This window comes from Mesorhizobium sp. W016 (assembly GCF_054719485.1).
On record NZ_JBTTIF010000002.1, the window covers coordinates 407,657 to 426,411 of the forward strand.

Sequence of the window (18,755 nt, forward strand, 5' to 3'; positions counted from 1 at the left end):
TGGCCCGCGAGCTTTAGAAAGCACCCCTACCTCAAATACCGCTCCGGCCCCAGCTCCCGCACATCGATATCAGGCACCTTGCTGGAGATGATGTCGGACAGCGCCTTGGCCGAGCCGCAGGCCATCGTCCAGCCAAGCGTGCCGTGCCCGGTGTTGAGATAGAGGTTGGAGAACTCGGTGCGGCCGACCAGCGGCGGCCCGTCCGGCGTCATCGGCCGCAGCCCGCACCAGAAGGACGCCGCCTTGAGGTCGCCGCCATCCGGGAACAGATCGCCGACTGAATGTTCGAGGGTGCGCCGGCGCGATTCGTGCAGCCTGAGGTCGAAGCCGGAAATCTCCGCCGTGCCGCCGACGCGGATGCGGTCGCCGAGCCTGGTGATGGCCACCTTGTAGGTTTCGTCCATCACCGTCGACACCGGGGCGGCGACCGCGTCCTTGATAGGAACGGTGATCGAATAGCCCTTGACCGGATAGACCGGGATCGGGCGCCTGAGCAGGCGCATGAAGCGCGCCGAATAGCTGCCCAGCGCCAGCACATAAGCGTCGGCCGCGCGCGAGCGCTGGTCGGTGCCGACGCTGACGATGCGATTGCGGTTCTTGGAGAAGCGCCGGATTTGCGTGCCGTACTCGAACGTGACGCCGCGCGCCACGCAGAGCTCGGCCAGCCGATCGGTGAACATCTTGCAGTCGCCAGTTTCGTCGCCGGGCAATCTCAGCCCGCCGACAAACTTTTCCCGCACGCCGGCCAGCGCCGGCTCGGCCCCAATGCAGCCTTCGGGATCGAGCAACTCGTAGGGAACGCCATATTTCTTCAGCACCTCGACATCGCCGCCGGTGCCGTCGAGCTGCTTTTGCGTGCGAAACAGCTGCAGCGTGCCCTTGGTCCGCTCATCATAAGCGATGCCGGTCGCTTCGCGCAGCGCCTTCAACGTGTCGCGGCTGTATTCGGCGAGCGGCACCATGCGCGCCTTGTTGATGGCATAGCGATCCGCCGTGCAGTTGCGCAGCATCTTGATGAGCCATGTCCACATATGCGGATCGAAGGCCGGCCGCACCACCAGCGGGCCGTGCTTCATCAACAGCCACTTGATTGCCTTCAGCGGAATGCCGGGGCCGGCCCAGGGCGAGGCATAGCCCGGCGAGATCTCGCCGGCATTGGCGAAGCTGGTTTCCAGCGCCGGCCCTTTCTGGCGGTCGAACACCGTCACCTCGTGGCCGGCCTCGGCGAGATAATAGGCAGTGGTGACCCCGATAACGCCGCCGCCCAACACGAAGATCTTCATCGCATCACTCTCCACGACGACTTCCGTCAGAGGGCCGCCGCCTCCTGTCTGCCGGATTCTGCGGCGTCCGCCAAGGGGCGGCGTGTCGCTGCTCTATTCGTTGATATAGCGGCGGTGGAAGCGGGGGCCGAGACTGGTCAGGATTTCATAACCGATCGTGCCGGCATGACCGGCGGCGTCATCGACGCTCTGCGAGGGGCCCAGGAGTTCGACAAGGTCGCCCTCGCGCAGCCGGCCGGCCGGCAGGGCCGAGATGTCGAGTATGATCGAATCCATCGACACCCGCCCGACAAAGGGCAGTCGCACGCCGTCGAGCCAGGCAGCCGAAGCCGCGCGCCGGTGCCAGCCATCGGCATAGCCGAGCGAGATCGTGGCCGCGAGCAAGGGACCGCTGGCCAGAAACGCATGTCCGTAGCCGACGCCCGCGCCCTTATCGATGCCGCGTGTCTGGATGATCTTTGCCTCGAGCCGCACCACCGGCAGCATCGGGTTCGCCTCATCAGGCGTCGGATTGATGCCGTAGAGCGCAGCGCCCGGACGCGCGAGGTCGTACTGATAGCGCGGCCCAAGAAAGATGCCGGAGGAATTGTCGAGCGACGCCGGCGCCTTGGGCAGCATTTTGCGCAGCCGTTCGAACTCCCTGAGTTGCGCGTCATTGGCCGCATTGGTCGGTTCGTCCGCACGGGCCAGATGGCTCATGACGAGGACGACATCGACGCCGGCGAAAGCATCGGCCGTAAGCGCCTCGACCTCTGCCAGGCCCATGCCCAGCCGCGACATGCCGCTGTCGACCTGGATGGCGGCCTTGAGCTTGCGGCCGGCCTTCTGGCCGGCTTTGCTCCACGCCTTCAATTGTCCGCCACTGTTGATGACGGGAACAAGGTCGGCGGCCACCGCTTCGGGTTCCGAGTCCGGCGGCAGGCCGTTCAGCACATGGATTTCCAGCTTCGGTCCGAGTGCGTCGCGCAGCGCGACCCCCTCGGTGAGATGAGCGACAAAGAAGCTGTCGCAGCTTTCGGCAACCAGTGCCGCCGCCACTTGCCGCGCGCCGAGCCCGTAACCGTCGGCCTTGACGACGCCGGCGCAGCGCACGCCGCCGAGCTTTGCCTTGAGCCGCCGGTAATTCTCTCGGATAGCGCCGAGATCGATGGTGAGAATGGCGCCGGCCGCCGCTTCGCTGATGGTATCTTTGGCTTTATGCATCGCAGACCCGCTGAAGTCGGCGCTGCCCCTCATTGTCCTGCCGGATATCTCTCCCTATCCCTATACGGGGAGTTGAGGAGCGGTCGGCGTAAAGCGGACGAAAAGCCAACTGCTTGGCTTTTCGAGTGACGAAAGCCGGCAGGCGGGTGAGGGGCAGCCCATACGCTGCGCTAAGAGGCCATTGCCCGGCGTCGTTCATATGGGTCTCGTGGCTGCGGGTGTCCCGATCAATAAAGCACGAATCAGGTGCCGTGCGAACCGTCACATCCAGCTAGGCAAGATGACGGAACGCCGCCACCACATCCTCATAGACATTGCGTTTGAACGGCACTATCAGATCGGGCAGGTCCTGCATCGGCCGCCATGCCCATTCATCGAATTCGGCGGTGTGGCCGCCTGGCGGCGGATTGATCTGGATCTCTCTGGTCTCGCCGTGAAAGCGGTAGGCGAACCATTTCTGCGTCTGGCCGCGATAGCGGCCCTTGAGGGCGATGCCGACCAGATCGGGCGGCAGGTCGTAATTGATCCAGTGCGGCGCCTCGGCGAGCAGCGTGACCGAGCGCATGCCGGTCTCTTCATAGAGCTCGCGCCCGGCCGCCTGCAGCGGCTCCTCGCCCTCGTCGATGCCGCCTTGCGGCATCTGCCAGAGCTGCGTGGTCCCGGCAAATTCGCTGTCCGGTTCGGCGATGCGGTGCCCGACCCAGACCAGCCCGTCGCCATTGAGGATCATCAGTCCTACGCAAGGGCGGTAAGGCAGCGTCTCGGGGTCGACAGGTTTCTTCGTCATGATCAGCCTTTTTCCGGGTCGATGGCCACCGCCGAGATCGGCACGATCTCGATGCCGCGCTTTTTTGCTTCGACCACCCAGGACGCCACGGTATCGACGGTGAGGTCGAAGGCCGAGCCGATGCCGACGGCGGAGCCTTTCGCACGCGCGGTCGCTTCCAGCTCGTCGAGCTTTTTCAGGATGGCGCCGCGGTCCTGCACGGCGTCGATTGCCGTATCGCCGGCGACGAACGGCACACCGTCCTTCAAGGCGAGATCGGACGCCAAGCTCCGTGCGGACGAGCCGTCATCGATATAGGCAAGGCCGCGCTTGCCAAGCTCGGCCATGAACGGGCCCATCGCTGTCGCGTCGGCCGAAAAGCGCGCCCCCATATAGTTCATGACGCCGGTATAGTTGGTGGTCCGCGACAGCGCCCAGCGCAGATTCTTCAGATTGTCGTCCTGGCTTGCCGCCACTGTCAGCGTGTTGCGGCCGGGATTGACATTGGGATAGTCGAACGGTTCGAGCGGCACCTGCATGACCACCTCATGCCCGCTCTGCCGTGCCGCCTGCATCCACCGGCCGATGCTGTTGCCTTGCGGCGCAAAGGCCAAAGTCACTTCAGCCGGCAGCTTGGCGATTGCCGCCTGCGTGCCGGTCTGCGACACGGCAAGCCCGCCGATGACGATTGCCACGCGAGCGCCGCGCGAACCCGACCACGGCCGCGCATAGACATCGAACGGCCGCCGGCCGTCAGCGGCGCGAACCGGGAGTGGGCCGGTGTCGCTGGCCTCGATCAGCGCCCTGTCGGGGATATGCGCGATCTTCAGGTTCTGGCCGATCGTCGACGGGTCGTGGATGACAATGGCTGCATTGGGCGGGCCGTCACCCTCCTGGGTTTGCACATGGATGATCTGCGGACCGCTGGCCTTGGGCGTTTCCGCCTTCGGCGCTGCCGCCGTCGCTTGAGCAGTGGGTGCTGCGGCCGCGGGCTCGGCCGCCGCCGTCACCTTTGGCGTCGAGACCGCGATTGCTTCCGGTTTGCGGAACGGCTTCTCGCGCAGCGCGATCGCGCCGGAGATGCCGACCGCGGCCAGCACGACCAGCGTCGCCGCGACGGCGCCAGCGCTGATCCCGCGCGACGCAGCACGCGGTCGGGCGGCCTGTCCGAGTGGGCGTTCGATGTCCTTGCCGATGTCAGCCAAGCCGCATCCCCGGGCGCATGATCGGCGAAATCTTTTCGCCATGCGCAGATCCAAAACTGACGGCGCGTCCCCTGCGCCTTTTGAGGCGCAGCGCCCAGCGGTCCCCGAATCAAACTGCCGGAACCTCACGGTCCCGGCAGCATTGCATCGCTTCGATTGGGCAGCCAGAGCTACCAGTCGATTTTACTGGTTGAGCACTGCCTTCTCCGGATTCGGCGGGAATGCCGGATCGGTCTTCTGGCCGCGCAGCAGCTGTTCGGCATAGATCAGCTGCAGATCGTCCTTCGGATCCGGCGGCACATAGGCAGCCGAGCCCGAGCCGGTATCGCTCTCGTCGGCGCCCTTGATATGGCCCTTGAGGTCCGATTCGCCGCGCGTCAGGTCCCTGCCCTGCAGTTCGGGCGGCAGCGGCTGGTCGACCTTGATGTCGGGCGTGATGCCCTTGCCCTGGATCGACTTGCCGGACGGCGTGTAATAGAGCGCCGTCGTCAGGCGCAGCGCGCCGTTCTCGCCAAGCGGGATGATGGTCTGCACCGAGCCCTTGCCGAATGACTGCGTGCCGACCACTGTGGCGCGGCGCAGGTCCTGCAGCGCGCCGGCGACGATCTCGGAGGCGCTGGCCGAACCGCCATTGACGAGCACGATCAGCGGCTTGGCGCCGATGTCGTCGCCTGCCTTGGCGTCGAAGCGTGTGACGTCCTTCGGGTCGCGGCCGCGGGTCGAGACGATCTCGCCACGGTCGAGGAAGGCGTCGGACACGCTCACCGCCTGGTCGAGCAGGCCGCCCGGGTTGAGCCTGAGATCGAGCACATAGCCCTTGAGCTTGTCGTTCGGCACCTGCTTCTTGATGGTGTCGATGGCATTCTCGAGGTCGTCATAGGTCTTTTCGGTGAAGGAGGTGATCTTCATGTAGCCGATGTCGTTCTCGACCCGGAACTTGACCGCCTTGACCTTGATGATGTCGCGCACCACCGTCAGCTCGATCGGCTTGTCGGCGCCTTGGCGCAGGATCGTCAGCTTGATCGGCGTGTTGACCAGGCCGCGCATCTTTTCGACCGCATCGTTGAGCGTCAGGCCGCGAACCTCTTGGCCGTCGATCTTGGCGATATAGTCGCCGGCCAGCACGCCTGCCTTGGCAGCCGGGGTGTCGTCGATCGGCGTGATCACCTTGACCAGATCGTTCTCCATGGTGACCTCGATGCCAAGGCCGCCGAACTCACCCTTGGTCTGCACACGCATGTCCTGCGCCTGCTCGGCATTCATGTAGGAGGAGTGCGGGTCGAGCGAGGTGAGCATGCCGTTGATGGCGTTTTCGACCAGCGACTTGTCGTCCGGCGGCGTCACATACTGCGCCCGCACGCGCTCGAAGATGTCGCCGAAGATCGCCAGTTGCTTGTAGGTCTCGGAGCCTGCAGCGTTCGCCGTCGAGCCGGGCGCGCCATAGACCAGGCTCATCGCTGACGCGCCCATCAGCGCACCGGCAATAAGAAGCGACAGTTTCCGCATCATTTCACGTCCTTCCAGAGAAGCGGTCCGCCCACCATGGGGTCGGATCGACGGGTTTTCCATCCTTGCGGAACTCGACATAGAGTTCCGGCGTGGCATTTCCATTCTTCGAGGCCGAGGTGCTTGCCACCCGGGCCTCTCCCATCGCGCCGACCGGCTCTCCTGCGAGCACCGACTGGCCAGACGCGACGCTGATTCTGCTCATCCCCGCCAGAACGACATGATAGCCGTCTCCCGCATTGAGGATCAAGAGTTGACCATAGGAGCGAAAAGGCCCCGCATAAAGCACATTTCCGTCCGCCGGTGCCGTGACGATGGCTCCCGATTGTGTCGCAACCATGTCGCCGAGCATCACCGCGCCGTTACCGTCATCGGCCCCGAAACGCAGCTTGATCTTGCCGGTGACCGGCAGCGAGACTTGTCCCTGAAGTGCCGAAAACGGCGCGGCGGCGGTGAGGCGGTTGCCTTCCGGCACGGGCAGCGAAGCCAGCTCCGTCGACGCGGTTGTGCCTGCATCTGCGTTATCGGCGTCGGGCTTATCGCTGTCGGCCGCTTTCTGCTCGCCTGCCTTGACGGCATCCGCCGCCTTGCGGCTCTTGTCGGCCTCAAGCGAAGCGATCAGCTCTTTCAGGCTGCCGGCCTTGGCCGCAAGCGCCTGGGACCGCTGCTTTTCGGCGGCCATCGCCGTCCAGGTGTCCGCCTCGAGCTTCTGCTTGGCTTCGAGCAGCATGGAGAGGCGTTTCTTTTCCGCCGTCTGCTCGCCGACCGCCGCTGTCAGCCGCGTCCGCTCGGCCTCGATCGAGCCCGTCACCCGGGTCTGTTCCCTGAGGTCGGCCAGCAATTTGTCGGTCTGCTGGCGCAGTTCGGGCACCACTGCGCCGAGCAGGATGGCGCTGCGCACCGACGACAGTGCGTCTTCCGGCTTGACCAGGATCGCCGGCGGCGGATTGAGCCCCATGCGCTGCAGCGCCCCCAGCACCTCGGCCAGCACGTCGCGCCGCGCCGCCAGCGAGACACGGATCTTCTGTTCCTCGCCCTTCAGTCCTTCGAGCCTGGCGCCGATATCCTCGATGTCCTGGCCGAGCTTCTGCTCGGTCATCGCCGACTGGATAAGCGCCGCGGTGATCGAGGCATGGTCCTTCTTGACCGAAGCAATGTCGGCGGCGAGCTTGGCCAGCCGTTCGGACGACAGCGTGATCTCGGCCGACACCTTCTCATATTCGGCACGGCTCAGATCGGGGTCGGGCGCCACGTCCAGCGTATTTTCGGCCCGCGCAAGCCCGAGCGACAGCAAAACCACCGCTGCAGCGATGCCGCAGCGCGCGTGCCGGAAGCCCGTTCGTGATTTCCCGTTGTCAGCCATTGAAGCCCGACTCTATGCGTGGCTTCGTTAACGAACCATCAACCATGATCGAACCGAAGCCTAGCACAAAACAGCCGCGCATTGGGGCGGAAATCCGGACGATTGACCCTCGACCCACTGATTACGAACGGTGGTAGGGATGTCCCGAAAGAATCGTTGCCGCCCGATAGAGCTGCTCGCCCAGCATGACACGCACCAGTTGGTGCGGCCAGGTCGCCGCGCCGAACGAGACCATCAGCTCAGCCTGATCGCGAATCGACTGGTCGTGCCCGTCGGCGCCGCCAATGGCGATGACCAGCGCCTTGCGTCCGCCATCGCGCAGCTGGCCGATACGGCTGGCGAAATCGTCTGAGGACAGGTTTTTGCCGCGTTCGTCGAGCAGGAACAGCGCCGTGCCCGGCTGCAGCTGTGCCTGCAGCTTCTGGCCTTCCTCGCGGCGGCGCTCATTGGCGTTCTGGGCTCGTCCCTCGGCGATCTCGGCGACACCAGAGAATTCGAACCCGATCGCCGGGCCGCTCTTGGCGAAACGCTCGAAATAGCGGTCGGCGAGTTGTCTCTCGGGGCCGGCCTTCATCCGGCCCACGGCATGAACTGCTATCTTCATCCCTGCCTCGGCGAGCTTTCAATCCATGTCGCACCCAGGATGGTTACGACATGAGACGGAGCTCAGTGCAAGGTCTCTTCCTCGAGGTCCGGCGCCTGCCACATCTTTTCAAGATTGTAGAATTCGCGGACTTCTGGGCGGAAGACATGGACGATGATGTCGCCTGAATCGATCAGGACCCAGTCGGCGCCGGACAGCCCCTCGACGCGCGCCGTGCCGAGACCGGCATCCTTGAGCGCCTTGAGCAGGTGGTCGGCGACAGCCGAGACATGACGGTGCGACCGGCCCGACGCGATGACCATATAGTCGCCGAGGCTCGATTTCCGCTGAATGTCGATTGAGACAATATTTTCGGCCTTGGAGTCTTCCAGACTGGCAAGGACTGTCTTGATGGCACGGGACACGGCGTCATCTACGCTGATCCTGGCCGGCGAAGGCATGATGTCAGCCTTCTTCCGCAATGCTGTTCTCAGTGTATTTCCTTTCGCAGCAAGAACAACCAAATCACCCACGAAATCAGGTGACACCCTATAGATAGGCAGAGTTCCCTTGCAGTTTCAAGACGGGAGGCCCTGCCACCGCGAACGCAGTGCACGACTTCCGGTTCCGGAGCCTTGAGAAAAATCGGAACCCATGGCCGCGGCAGAGGTTATCGAACACACCCCCAAACGGATTTTCCTGATGCCAATCGACCCCCAGAACACGTTTCTCACCGTGCAGGCTGGCCTTGCGCAACTCAGCACGCTGATCGTTTCCTATTCCTTCTCCGCCATCGGCGCCATCATCCTGCTGGTCGTCGGCTATCTCGTCGCCGGGCTAGCAGAACGATCGATCTCAGCCGGCCTCGGCCATATCCATGGGTTCGACGCGACGCTGCGCCATTTCTTCTCGAAGATCGTGCGCTACGCCATCCTGATCCTGGTGATCATCATGGTGCTCGGCCAGTTCGGCGTGCAGACGGCCTCGATCATCGCCGCCATCGGCGCCATCGGGCTGGCCATCGGCCTGGCGCTGCAAGGCACGCTGCAGAACATCGCCGCAGGCATCATGCTTCTGGCGCTCAGGCCATTCCGCATCGGCGAATATGTCGAGGTCGGCGCCATTTCCGGCACCGTCGAGGAAATCGGCCTGTTCGCCACCAAGCTCCGCACGACAGACGGCGTCTATGTGCTGGCGCCCAATTCGACGCTGTGGAACCAGCCGGTGCGCAATTATACCCGCAATGGTGTGCGCCGCGGCGATGTCACGCTGACCATCGGCTCCTGGAACGACATCGACCTGGCGCAGAAAACCATGCTCGGCGTCGCCGGCAGCGAGCGCCGCGTCAAGCGAGAGCCGGCGCCGATCGCCTTCGTAGCCACGGTAGGCGATGCCAGCGTCGCCATCACCTTGCGCTACTGGACCACGGCGGCGGATTTCTTCGCCACCCAGATCGATCTCACCAAACGCGTCAAGCAGGCCTTCGACGCGGAAGCCATTTCGGTTCCCGCACCTCCGCCGGAGGCCCGACAGGAAACTGCCGCCACCAGGCAGTAGGAGCTGTGAAACCGTTCAGCGCTGATCTTCCGGGGCGTAGGCGAGCTCCACCGGCAACGGCGCCTGCGCCGACATCGGCGCGAAACTGCCGGTCGCCGTGGCGGGAACGGCCTGCGTCGTCGCCACTCGCCACAGCACGAACAGGCAGAACACGGTGGCGATGATGATCGCCACATAGATGAAGGCCTGCGTTCCATAGACGGCCGACAGGGCCGTCACGATGCCCGGCACGATGAAGCCCGACAGCGACCACGCAAACAGCAGCGAACTCGACAGCGCCACCATGTCGTCCTTGCCGGCGCGATCGGCGGCGTGTGCGCTGGCCAGCGAATAGATCGATTCCGAAGCGCCGTCCCAGATCACATAGATCACCACCAGCACCGCCAGAGCGCCACCGTCAAAGCCGACAGCCAGAATACCGGCAACGATGGCCAGTGCCGCAGCGCCGGCCAGCACGTAACGGCGATCGGTACGGTCGGAAATCCAGCCGAGCGGTATCTGCAGGATCAGCGTGCCGACGGGCATCGCCGACAAAAGAAGCGCCACATCGGCCTGGCTATAGCCTTTGGCCGTGGCATGGATCGGCGCAAAGCCGGCGATCGCCATCGACAGACCGCCGACGGCGAGCATGCCGGCCACTCCGACCGGCGAAATCCGCCAGGCGCGACCGAGCGCCACGGAGGCTGCGCGAGGTGGCGGCGGTTGAGCCAACCGCGTCATGCCGACCGGCAGGATCGACACTGCGGTGAAGGCAATGCCGATCAGCGGCGCCTGCGCCGCCGCGATGTCGACCGCCGCCAGCAGGGCATAGCCGACGCCAAGTCCGGCGACATAGGCGACGTAAAACACCGCCATCACCCGGCCGCGAATGGCGTTTGCGACGGCATCGTTGAGCCAGCTCTGGGCGACGATGAACAGGCCGCATATTGCAAAACCGTAAAGCGCGCGCGCCGCGATCCACAGCAGCGGGTAGGTGCCGGCGCCAATGGCAGCATTCGACAGCGCTATCAGCGCCGACAGCACCATGAAGGCGCGGGCGTGCCCGACGCGGCGCACCAGCGGCCCGGTCAGGATACAGCCGGCAAGTCCGCCGGCAGACAGGCCGGTGATGATCAGCCCGGCCCAGGTCGGATCGAAGCGCTCGACGCCAAGCCGGACCGGGATATAGGCGAACATCAACCCGTTGCCGACCGCGATCAGCGCCATCGACACGATTACGCTGGCAATGGCGATCACGGGCGCCGGCGGGGCGCCATGATTGGGGTCGATGTCGGTCTGGTTCACTGAAGTGGCCATATCCAGCGCAGCATCGCCCAGCCAATCGCGAAAGGCCGCCGTAAAAGCGACATCGGCGATCTGGTCTTACGGAGTTACCCCTTGGCTTGCTGGCGAATAGCACTCGATGACAGCGACGAGCGTGGGCCGTGGATGAAGGTCCAGGCCGGCGCCTTCATGCGGGCGAGCCGGGGCGCGTCACCCTCGTCGACGCGGGCATAGTCGAAGGTCTTGGCCACGACCGAGGACAGGAAGGACAGCGTCGCGCCCGGGCGGTCGATGACGGCGATCGGGAAGGTCATGACGATCTGGCGCCAGCGCTGCCAACGGTGGAAATCGCGAAGTGAGTCGGCGCCCATGATCCAGACGAAGTCGACGCCGGGATTGCGTGCCTTGACCAGCGCCAGCGTGTCGGCGGTGAAGCGAATATGATGCGCCGCCTCGAAGGCGGTGACCTTGATCTTCGGGTTCTTGGCGACCTGCTCCGACTGGAGCAGCCGGTCGCTCAGCGGCGCCAATTCCCTGGTGCTCTTCAGCGGATTGCCAGGCGTCACTATCCACCACAATTGGTCGAGCGCGAGGCGCCGCAAGGCAATTTCCGCCACCAGCGCATGGCCGGCATGCGGCGGGTTGAACGATCCGCCGAACAGGCCGACGGCGAGGCCTTTCTCGGCATGCGGCATGCGGAGGTAGTGCGAGGGGATGGCGGGCTGAAGGGACGACAGCATGGTGCTAGGCACCCCCCTCTGCCCTACCGGGCATCTCCCCCGCAAGGGGGGAGATCAGCAGCTTCGGCAAAGGCACTTTTCTTGCAACGTTAGTGATTGGCGAAAGCGGAAGAAAAAGCTGATCTCCCCCCTTGCGGGGGAGATGTCCGGCAGGACAGAGGGGGGTGTCTGGGCTCAATGCCTCAAGCCCTGACGCGAATGATTCAAGGCCTCACCTGTCCCGACCCGCGCACGCGGTATTTGAACGAGGTCAGCTGTTCGACGCCAACCGGTCCGCGCGCATGCATCTTGCCGGTGGCGATGCCGATCTCGGCGCCCATGCCGAACTCGCCGCCATCGGCGAACTGGGTGGAGGCATTGTGCAGGAGAATCGCCGAGTCGATCTCGTTGAAGAAGCGCTGCACAGCCTCTGCATCCTCGGCGATGATCGCCTCGGTGTGATGTGAGGAGAACGTCTCGATATGGTCGATGGCACCGGCAATCCCGTCTACCAGCTTTACCGCGATGATGGCGTCGAGATATTCGGTCACCCAGTCGGCATCGGTCGCCGGCTTGGCGTCGAAGAACAGCTTCATCACTTCCTGATCGGCATGGATCTCGCAGCCGGCTGCGCGTAGCGCGTCGAGGATCGGCACCAGATGCGTGGAGGCCACCGCGCGGTCGACCAGCAAAGTCTCTGCAGCGCCACAGACACCGGTGCGCCGCATCTTGGCGTTGACGGCGATCCTGACCGCCATGTCAAGATCGGCCGAGCGGTCGATGTAGAGATGGCAGATGCCTTCAAGATGGGCAAAGACCGGCACCCGCGCCTCGCTCTGGACGCGCCCGACCAGGCTCTTGCCGCCCCGCGGAATGATGACGTCGAGATTGCCGGAAAGCCCTTTCAGCATCTCACCGACGGCGGCGCGGTCAGTGGTCGGCACCAGCTGGATGGCGTCTTCGGGCAGGCCGGCGGCCTTCAACCCCTCGACCAGGCAGGCATGGATGGCGGCGGATGAATTGAGCGAGTCCGAGCCGCCGCGCAGGATCACCGGATTGCCGGCCTTGAGGCAGAGTGCGCCGGCATCCGCCGTCACATTCGGCCGGCTTTCATAAATGACGCCGACAACGCCGAGCGGCGTGCGCACGCGCTCGATCTGCAGGCCGTTGGGGCGATCCCAGGCCGCGATCACATCGCCGACCGGGTCCCTGAGCTCGGCGATTTCACGGATGCCATCCGCCATGGCACGGGTGCGCGCCGGATCGAGCTTCAGCCGGTCCATGAACGAGCCGGACAATCCCGATTCGTGGCCATTCGAGACATCGATGGCGTTGGCGTCGAGAATGTCCTGCTCACGCGAAATGATCGCGTCGGCCATGGCGACGAGTGCGGCATTCTTGGCGGCGGCGGTCGCAATGGCCAACGGTCGGGCGGCCGCGCGGGCGCGGCGGCCGATATCAGCCATCAGCGCGACGGTGTCATCCCCGGATTGTTCATGCAGTTTCAGCATGGCTCATCCTCCGCTTACGTCGCCCCCGGCCCATAGCTGGCCGGCAGGCCGTATCTGGCCACCCGGATCGCTCACCACCAGATCGTCCCTGTGGATCATCGCCGAGCGCGCCTCGTAGCCGAGCACGGTTTCGATCTCCGCTGTCTTCAGGCCTGCGATCCTTACGGCATCGGCGGCATCGTAGGCAACCAGCCCGCGCGCGATCTCGCGTCCCTCGGGCGACAGGATCGCCACCGTGTCGCCGCGCGAGAAATTGCCGCTGACCAGCCTGACGCCTGCCGGCAGCAGCGATTTGCCCGACAACAGCGCGCCGATGGCGCCGGCATCGACCGTAAGCCGGCCCGCCGGTTCGAGCTGGCCTGCGATCCAGGTTTTGTAGCCTTTCACCGGGTTGGGGCTTGGTTTGAAGAAGGTGGCGCGCTCGCCACGTTCGATCGCCATTAGCGGCGACAGCCTGGTGCCCGAGGTGATGATCATGGCGGTGCCGGCGGCGGTGGCGATCTTGCCGGCATCGAGCTTGGTGCGCATGCCGCCGCGCGACAGTTCGGAAGCGGCCGCCCCCGCCATTGCTTCGATATCGGGTGTAATGCGGTCGACCACCGGAATGAATTTCGCAGCGGGATCGCGCGCCGGCGGCGCCGTATAGAGCCCGTCAATGTCGGAGAGCAGCACCAGCAGGTCGGCGCCCATCATGGTCGCCACGCGTGCCGCCAGCCGGTCATTGTCGCCATAGCGGATTTCGGAGGTCGCCACCGTGTCGTTCTCATTGATGACCGGCACCGCCTTCATCTTGAGCAGCGTCGAGATCGTCGCGCGGGCATTCAGATAGCGACGGCGCTCTTCGGTGTCGCCCAGCGTCAGCAGGATCTGGCCCGATTTCAGCGCACCCTTGCCCAGCGCATCCGACCATGCGCCGGCGAGCGCAATTTGGCCGACGGCGGCCGCCGCCTGGCTCTCCTCGAGCTTCAATGCCCGCTTACCGAGCCCCAGAATGGTGCGGCCGAGCGCAATGGCGCCGGACGACACGACCAGGATATCGGCGCCGCCATTGGCCAGCACCGCAATATCCCCGGCAAGCGAAGCCAGCCAGTCGCGCTTCAGGCCGCTGGTGCGGTCGACCAGCAAGGCCGAACCGATCTTGACCGTGATGCGCCGGTATTTTGTCAGCGACTGCGCCGTCATCGCTATCGGTCCCAGCGGGTCTCGACGGGAGCGGCAGCCCTGTCGCGCGCTTCGCCGACAACCGCCATCAGCGCGCGCAGCACCGCTTCGACGCCCTCGCCGGTGGCCGCCGACAGCAGCATCGGCGTGCGGCCGGCAGCGCGTTTGAGCGACGCAACCTTCTTCTTGCGCTCATCGGCGTCTAGGATATCGACCTGGCTGAGCGCGACGATCTCGACCTTCTCGATCAGCCCATTGCCATAGGCGTCGAGCTCGGCGCGCACGGTCTTATAGGCTTTGCCCGGATTTTCCTCCTGCGCCGAAACCAGGTGCAAAAGCACACGCGTGCGCTCGACATGGCCGAGGAACCGGTCGCCGATGCCGACACCCTCATGCGCGCCCTCGATGAGGCCCGGAATGTCGGCGATGACGAATTCGCGCGCATCGATCCGGGCAACGCCGAGACCTGGATGCAGCGTGGTGAAGGGGTAGTCGGCGATCTTTGGCTTGGCCGCGGTGACAGTTGCCAGAAAAGTCGACTTGCCGGCATTGGGCAGCCCGACCAGGCCGGCGTCGGCAATCAGCTTCAGCCGCAGCCAGACATTCATCTCTTCGCCGGGCTGGCCCGGATTGGCGCGGCGAGGCGCCTGGTTGGTCGAGGTTTTGAAATGCTGGTTGCCGAAACCGCCATTGCCGCCCTTGGCCAGCAGGAAGCGCTGGCCGACCACGGTCAGGTCGCAGATCAGCGTCTCATTGTCCTCGGCAAACACCTGGGTTCCGGCCGGCACCTTGAGCGTCACATCGGCGCCCTTGGCGCCGGTCATGTTGCGGCCCATGCCGTGGACGCCGGTCTTGGCCTTGAAATGCTGCTGGTAGCGATAGTCGATCAGCGTGTTGAGGCCGTTGACCGCTTCCAGCCAGACATCGCCGCCGCGGCCGCCGTCGCCGCCATCCGGGCCGCCGAATTCGATGAATTTTTCGCGCCGGAACGACACAGAGCCGGCGCCACCGTCGCCCGAGCGGATATAAACCTTGGCTTGATCGAGAAATTTCATCGGACTACGCAGTTTCTGTTGGCCTTGCGGCTTTGCTTTAGATCTTGCGCCTTGCTCTAAACCAAGGCGCGGCCAAGGGCGAGGCCGTTTTGCGACTAAAGCGCCGGATGCCCTTTTGTCGGGGACGCGGTAGCAGTGTTCGCGGACGGAGCTTGAGGGGCGCGGGAATGAAGGTTGTAAGCTACAACATCCAGTACGGTATCGGTCTGGATGGCCGCTACGATCTCGGCCGCATCACCGAGGCGGTTCGCGGCGCCGACGTGATCGCGCTGCAGGAAGTGACCCGCAACAATCCGAGGAACGGCAACCGCGACATGGTCGCCGAGATCGGCGACGCGCTGCCCGAATATTTTGCCGCCTACGGCAGCAATTTCGAGGTCAATGTCGGCTCGCGCCTGGAGGCCGGCCGCGCCATCACCACCACTTTCCAGCTCGGCAACATGGTGCTGTCGAAGACGCCGATCCATCTGTCGCGCAATCTGCTTTTGCCGCGCAGCCGCAGCCTTGAGGCGATGAACTTCCAGCGCGGCGCACTCGAGGCGTTGGTCGAGACCCCGCTCGGCTTCATCCGCTTCTATTCCACGCATCTCGACCATCGCAGTCCGGTTGAACGCGCCAGCCAGATCCGTTTCCTGCGCCAGCGCCTGTTGAACTATGCCTTCGAGGGCGGCGGCCTCTCCGGCATTCCCGAGATCGGCCTGCCGGACCTGCCCTATCCCGAAGCCTTCATCGTCATGGGCGACTTCAACATGCTGCCCGGCTCGCCCGAATATGTCGAACTCGTCGGCCGCCCGGACCATGAATTCGGTATGCCGCTGACCGCCGATCTCGCGGTCGACGTCGCCCAGCGCCTGAACACACCAGACGTCGTCACCTGGGTCGATCCCACGCGACCCGAAGACACAAGCCGCCACAAGCGCATAGACTACATCTTCACCTCGGCCTCGCTCGCCGGATCGCTGAAGCGCCTGTGGGTCGACCCGCAAGCGGTCGGTTCGGACCATCTCCCGATTTGGGTCGAGATGGGCTGAGTTGAGTCCGATCCACAACCAACGTTGCCAAACCTGTCGTTTGGAGGCACGCGCCTAGGTGTGTTGAGATTCAGGTCAGGCCGAGCCGAGAATGGCGGCTCCCGAGAACCGGAGCGGAGCGTACTTAAGTACGTGCACCGGAAGCGCATAAACCCGCGTTTGCAGGCCAGCCTCACCTGAATATCAAAACACCTAGAAATGCACCCAGTTGCGCAGGCTGATCCAGGTCTTTCTGTCCAGCCGGTACCGCTCGACCGGCACCTGGCCGGCGACGATCGAGTTCAGCATGCCCTGGCCGGCATACTGGAAGCCGCATTTGTGGATGACCCGGCGCGAGGCCGGATTGATCACCCGCGTCGAAGCCTGCAGCACCTGGATCGACGTCCGTTGGAAGGCGAGGTCGACCAACGCGTGCGCGGCCTCCGTCGCATAGCCGCGCTTCCAATAGGGCTCGCCGATCCAGTAGCCGAGTTCCAGCCCGCGATCGGTCATGTTGAGGCCGGCGCAGCCGACGAAAATGTCGGTGCCGGCGAGCGTCAGGGCGTAGGCGATGCCGGCCCGGCGCGACCGGGTCATGGCCAGGAAGGCGCGTGCCTCGGCCTCGCCATAGGGGTGCGGCATGCGGGCCAGCATCTCGGCGACATGACGGTTGTCGGCAAGCTCGACCAGTTGCGCGATATCGGCTTCGCAGGGAGCGCGCATCACCAGCCGCTCCGTGGCCAGCACCGGGCAATCTATCGCGTAACTTTCGTCTTCGGTGTCTTCCGCTTCGGCAACCATTCGACGTCCTCCAGGCAAGAAAAAAGGGGAGATGGAAAACCCATCTCCCCTGATCCTTTTCCTGGCTCCATTCACTGGTTTGGCCAGACACCGGTTCCCGAGATGGGCGCCGGTTTTATAGTGCGGAACCGGCTACTCCGCGGCTTTGGTAATCGGGTTGACCGATACGTAGGTTCGGCCGTTGGCTTTTTTGTTGAAGGTGACTGCGCCGGTCTCGAGCGCAAAAAGGGTGTGGTCCGTGCCCATGCCGACATTGACGCCGGGATGCCAGGTGGTGCCGCGTTGACGGATGATGATGTTGCCCGGGATGACGGCTTCGCCGCCGAACTTCTTCACGCCCAGACGCTTGGAATGCGAGTCGCGACCGTTGCGCGACGAGCCGCCAGCTTTCTTGTGTGCCATCTAACTAACTCCGATGCGCCCTGGGGCGCTTGAATGGTCTTATGAACGCGTTCGCGTTCCGTTTCAAGTCCGATCCGGCGACCTTGTCGCCGGTTCGTTTTACTTCTTCGCCAGTTCCTTGGCCTGCTCGCGCCAGTCGTTGATCTGGTCGGTGCTGAAGGGCATGTGCGCGTCGATCTTGGCCACGTCCTTGTCCGACAGCTTGGCAAGCTGGGCGAAGGTGGTGATGCCCTGCTCGTGCAGCTGGCCGGCGGCAACCGGGCCGATGCCCTTGATCACGGCCAAATCGTCCGGCTCGCCCTTCGGCGCCTTGAACAGCGGCGCGGCGACGGCGGTCTCCGTCTTGGCTTCATCCTTCGGAGCAGCCTCGGCTTTGGCTTCCTTCTTCGCCTTGGCTTCCTTCGGCGCGGCCTCGGCCTTCGCCTCGGGCGCTACGTCAGCCTTGACTTCCTTGGCTTCCACCTTGGCTGAGGCCTTCTTGGAAGGCTTGGCGCCACCCAGCAGGATCTCGGCGATCCGCACGGTGGTCAGAAGCTGGCGGTGGCCGATCTTGCGGCGCGAATTCTGCCGGCGACGCTTCTTGAAAGCGATGACGGTGCGGTTCTTGCCCTGCTCGACGACTTCCGCCGTGACCAGAGCGCCATCGACGAACGGGGCGCCGAAGGTGACATTTTCGCCTTCGCCATGGGCGAGGACGCTGCCGATTTCGACGATATCGCCGACATTGGCTTCGAGCTTCTCGATCTTCAGGAGATCGTTGGCGGCAACGCGATACTGCTTACCGCCCGTTTTAATGACTGCGAACATTTTTTGCCTTTCGCTGTTCGGTCGGCCTCGATGAGCCGCGTCACGCGGTTCGGCCGTCTTTTTGTCAGTCTGCGGGTTCGAAAAACAAGCGGCGTGGAAGAACCCTCCACGCCGATTGCGCGCTTCCCCTAACCGAAGGTTCGGTACGAGTCAAGGCAAACGGGCGGAATCCTTGGACACGCCGCCTCCTTGCCGCCCCCGATCTCTCCGGTCGAGGACCTGTTGGCCCCATCTGCCGACGTGGCCGCAACGCAGCCCTCCAGACAGAGCCCGCACAGGAAGCTGAATTCCCCCGCGGATTTGGCCTTGTAACCTGCCCGCCCAGCCGTTATCTAGTGCGCCGCGCCGGCAACGGCCGACCATGACCGCGGAGAGGTGGCAGAGTGGTCGAATGCACCGCACTCGAAATGCGGCATGGGTGCAAGCCCATCGGGGGTTCGAATCCCTCCCTCTCCGCCAAATTCCTCCGGTAATGGGTTGATTTCCAAAGATATTCCTGACTGACAGGTGGGCGTCCCCACTTTCTTCCCCACTTCGCATCAGTTTGAAACCAGAGCAGC

At 64.3% G+C, this 18,755-nt stretch carries 18 protein-coding genes and 1 tRNA gene; 3 read left to right on the plus strand and 16 right to left on the minus strand.

Going from position 1 to position 18,755, the window contains the following annotated elements; translation table 11 throughout:
• Nucleotides 1-26: 26 nt before the first annotated feature.
• The 8 genes from ACYG9V_RS02385 to rsfS all read right to left on the minus strand — a co-directional run bounded on the left by ACYG9V_RS02385 (nucleotide 27) and on the right by rsfS (nucleotide 8,370).
• Complete coding sequence (locus ACYG9V_RS02385) at nucleotides 27-1,283, minus strand: D-amino acid dehydrogenase (protein ID WP_352765361.1); 1,257 nt, start codon at nucleotides 1,281-1,283, stop codon at nucleotides 27-29.
• A 93-nt stretch (nucleotides 1,284-1,376) separates the two neighbouring features.
• Entirely contained in the window at nucleotides 1,377-2,486 is a 1,110-nt protein-coding gene (gene alr / locus ACYG9V_RS02390) for an alanine racemase (RefSeq protein ID WP_352765363.1), read from the minus strand.
• Nucleotides 2,487-2,757: 271 nt separating this feature from the next.
• Nucleotides 2,758-3,273: an RNA pyrophosphohydrolase gene (locus tag ACYG9V_RS02395; RefSeq protein ID WP_352765365.1), complete on the minus strand. Its 516-nt coding sequence runs from the start codon at nucleotides 3,271-3,273 to the stop codon at nucleotides 2,758-2,760.
• Between the two features lie 2 nt (nucleotides 3,274-3,275).
• Complete coding sequence (locus ACYG9V_RS02400) at nucleotides 3,276-4,457, minus strand: divergent polysaccharide deacetylase family protein (protein ID WP_023832620.1); 1,182 nt, start codon at nucleotides 4,455-4,457, stop codon at nucleotides 3,276-3,278.
• 183 nt (nucleotides 4,458-4,640) lie between these two features.
• Nucleotides 4,641-5,966, minus strand: coding sequence for a S41 family peptidase (locus ACYG9V_RS02405; RefSeq protein WP_023668701.1), 1,326 nt, complete (start codon nucleotides 5,964-5,966; stop codon nucleotides 4,641-4,643).
• 1 nt (nucleotide 5,967) lies between these two features.
• Nucleotides 5,968-7,326: a murein hydrolase activator EnvC family protein gene (locus tag ACYG9V_RS02410; protein ID WP_023732986.1), complete on the minus strand. Its 1,359-nt coding sequence runs from the start codon at nucleotides 7,324-7,326 to the stop codon at nucleotides 5,968-5,970.
• 121 nt (nucleotides 7,327-7,447) lie between these two features.
• The gene (gene rlmH, locus ACYG9V_RS02415) at nucleotides 7,448-7,930 is read right to left on the minus strand and encodes a 23S rRNA (pseudouridine(1915)-N(3))-methyltransferase RlmH (RefSeq protein ID WP_352765367.1); all 483 of its coding nucleotides are present in this window, start codon (nucleotides 7,928-7,930) and stop codon (nucleotides 7,448-7,450) included.
• Nucleotides 7,931-7,992: 62 nt separating this feature from the next.
• Nucleotides 7,993-8,370 (minus strand): ribosome silencing factor, encoded by a 378-nt coding sequence (gene rsfS / locus ACYG9V_RS02420; RefSeq protein WP_023668698.1) that lies wholly within the window; start codon nucleotides 8,368-8,370, stop codon nucleotides 7,993-7,995.
• Between the two features lie 241 nt (nucleotides 8,371-8,611).
• Between rsfS and ACYG9V_RS02425 the strand changes: the two genes are divergently transcribed.
• Entirely contained in the window at nucleotides 8,612-9,466 is an 855-nt protein-coding gene (locus ACYG9V_RS02425) for a mechanosensitive ion channel family protein (protein WP_352765369.1), read from the plus strand.
• 15 nt (nucleotides 9,467-9,481) lie between these two features.
• Here the strand turns inward: ACYG9V_RS02425 and ACYG9V_RS02430 are convergent, their stop codons facing one another.
• From ACYG9V_RS02430 to obgE, 5 genes are all read right to left on the minus strand, one after another.
• Nucleotides 9,482-10,762 (minus strand): MFS transporter, encoded by a 1,281-nt coding sequence (locus tag ACYG9V_RS02430; protein ID WP_352765371.1) that lies wholly within the window; start codon nucleotides 10,760-10,762, stop codon nucleotides 9,482-9,484.
• 74 nt (nucleotides 10,763-10,836) lie between these two features.
• Nucleotides 10,837-11,469 (minus strand): nicotinate-nucleotide adenylyltransferase, encoded by a 633-nt coding sequence (locus tag ACYG9V_RS02435; protein WP_023688904.1) that lies wholly within the window; start codon nucleotides 11,467-11,469, stop codon nucleotides 10,837-10,839.
• Between the two features lie 203 nt (nucleotides 11,470-11,672).
• The gene (locus ACYG9V_RS02440; protein ID WP_352765373.1) at nucleotides 11,673-12,959 is read right to left on the minus strand and encodes a glutamate-5-semialdehyde dehydrogenase; all 1,287 of its coding nucleotides are present in this window, start codon (nucleotides 12,957-12,959) and stop codon (nucleotides 11,673-11,675) included.
• Nucleotides 12,960-12,962: 3 nt separating this feature from the next.
• Entirely contained in the window at nucleotides 12,963-14,141 is a 1,179-nt protein-coding gene (gene proB, locus ACYG9V_RS02445; protein WP_352765375.1) for a glutamate 5-kinase, read from the minus strand.
• A 2-nt stretch (nucleotides 14,142-14,143) separates the two neighbouring features.
• Nucleotides 14,144-15,175 (minus strand): GTPase ObgE, encoded by a 1,032-nt coding sequence (obgE, locus tag ACYG9V_RS02450; protein ID WP_352765377.1) that lies wholly within the window; start codon nucleotides 15,173-15,175, stop codon nucleotides 14,144-14,146.
• A 167-nt stretch (nucleotides 15,176-15,342) separates the two neighbouring features.
• Here obgE and ACYG9V_RS02455 point away from each other — a divergent pair, with 167 nt between their 5' ends.
• Nucleotides 15,343-16,206: an endonuclease/exonuclease/phosphatase family protein gene (locus ACYG9V_RS02455; RefSeq protein ID WP_352765379.1), complete on the plus strand. Its 864-nt coding sequence runs from the start codon at nucleotides 15,343-15,345 to the stop codon at nucleotides 16,204-16,206.
• 192 nt (nucleotides 16,207-16,398) lie between these two features.
• On the opposite strand, the gene ACYG9V_RS02460 is transcribed toward ACYG9V_RS02455, so the two are convergent.
• The 3 genes from ACYG9V_RS02460 to ACYG9V_RS02470 all read right to left on the minus strand — a co-directional run bounded on the left by ACYG9V_RS02460 (nucleotide 16,399) and on the right by ACYG9V_RS02470 (nucleotide 18,195).
• Nucleotides 16,399-16,986 (minus strand): GNAT family N-acetyltransferase, encoded by a 588-nt coding sequence (locus tag ACYG9V_RS02460; protein WP_023688901.1) that lies wholly within the window; start codon nucleotides 16,984-16,986, stop codon nucleotides 16,399-16,401.
• Between the two features lie 132 nt (nucleotides 16,987-17,118).
• Nucleotides 17,119-17,388 carry a 50S ribosomal protein L27 gene (rpmA, locus tag ACYG9V_RS02465; RefSeq protein ID WP_015315190.1) on the minus strand — a complete coding sequence of 90 codons (270 nt, stop codon included), beginning with the start codon at nucleotides 17,386-17,388 and terminating at the stop codon, nucleotides 17,119-17,121.
• A 99-nt stretch (nucleotides 17,389-17,487) separates the two neighbouring features.
• Nucleotides 17,488-18,195, minus strand: coding sequence for a 50S ribosomal protein L21 (locus tag ACYG9V_RS02470; RefSeq protein ID WP_023693165.1), 708 nt, complete (start codon nucleotides 18,193-18,195; stop codon nucleotides 17,488-17,490).
• Between the two features lie 369 nt (nucleotides 18,196-18,564).
• Between ACYG9V_RS02470 and ACYG9V_RS02475 the strand changes: the two genes are divergently transcribed.
• A tRNA-Ser gene (locus ACYG9V_RS02475) sits at nucleotides 18,565-18,654 on the plus strand.
• Nucleotides 18,655-18,755: the final 101 nt, after the last annotated feature.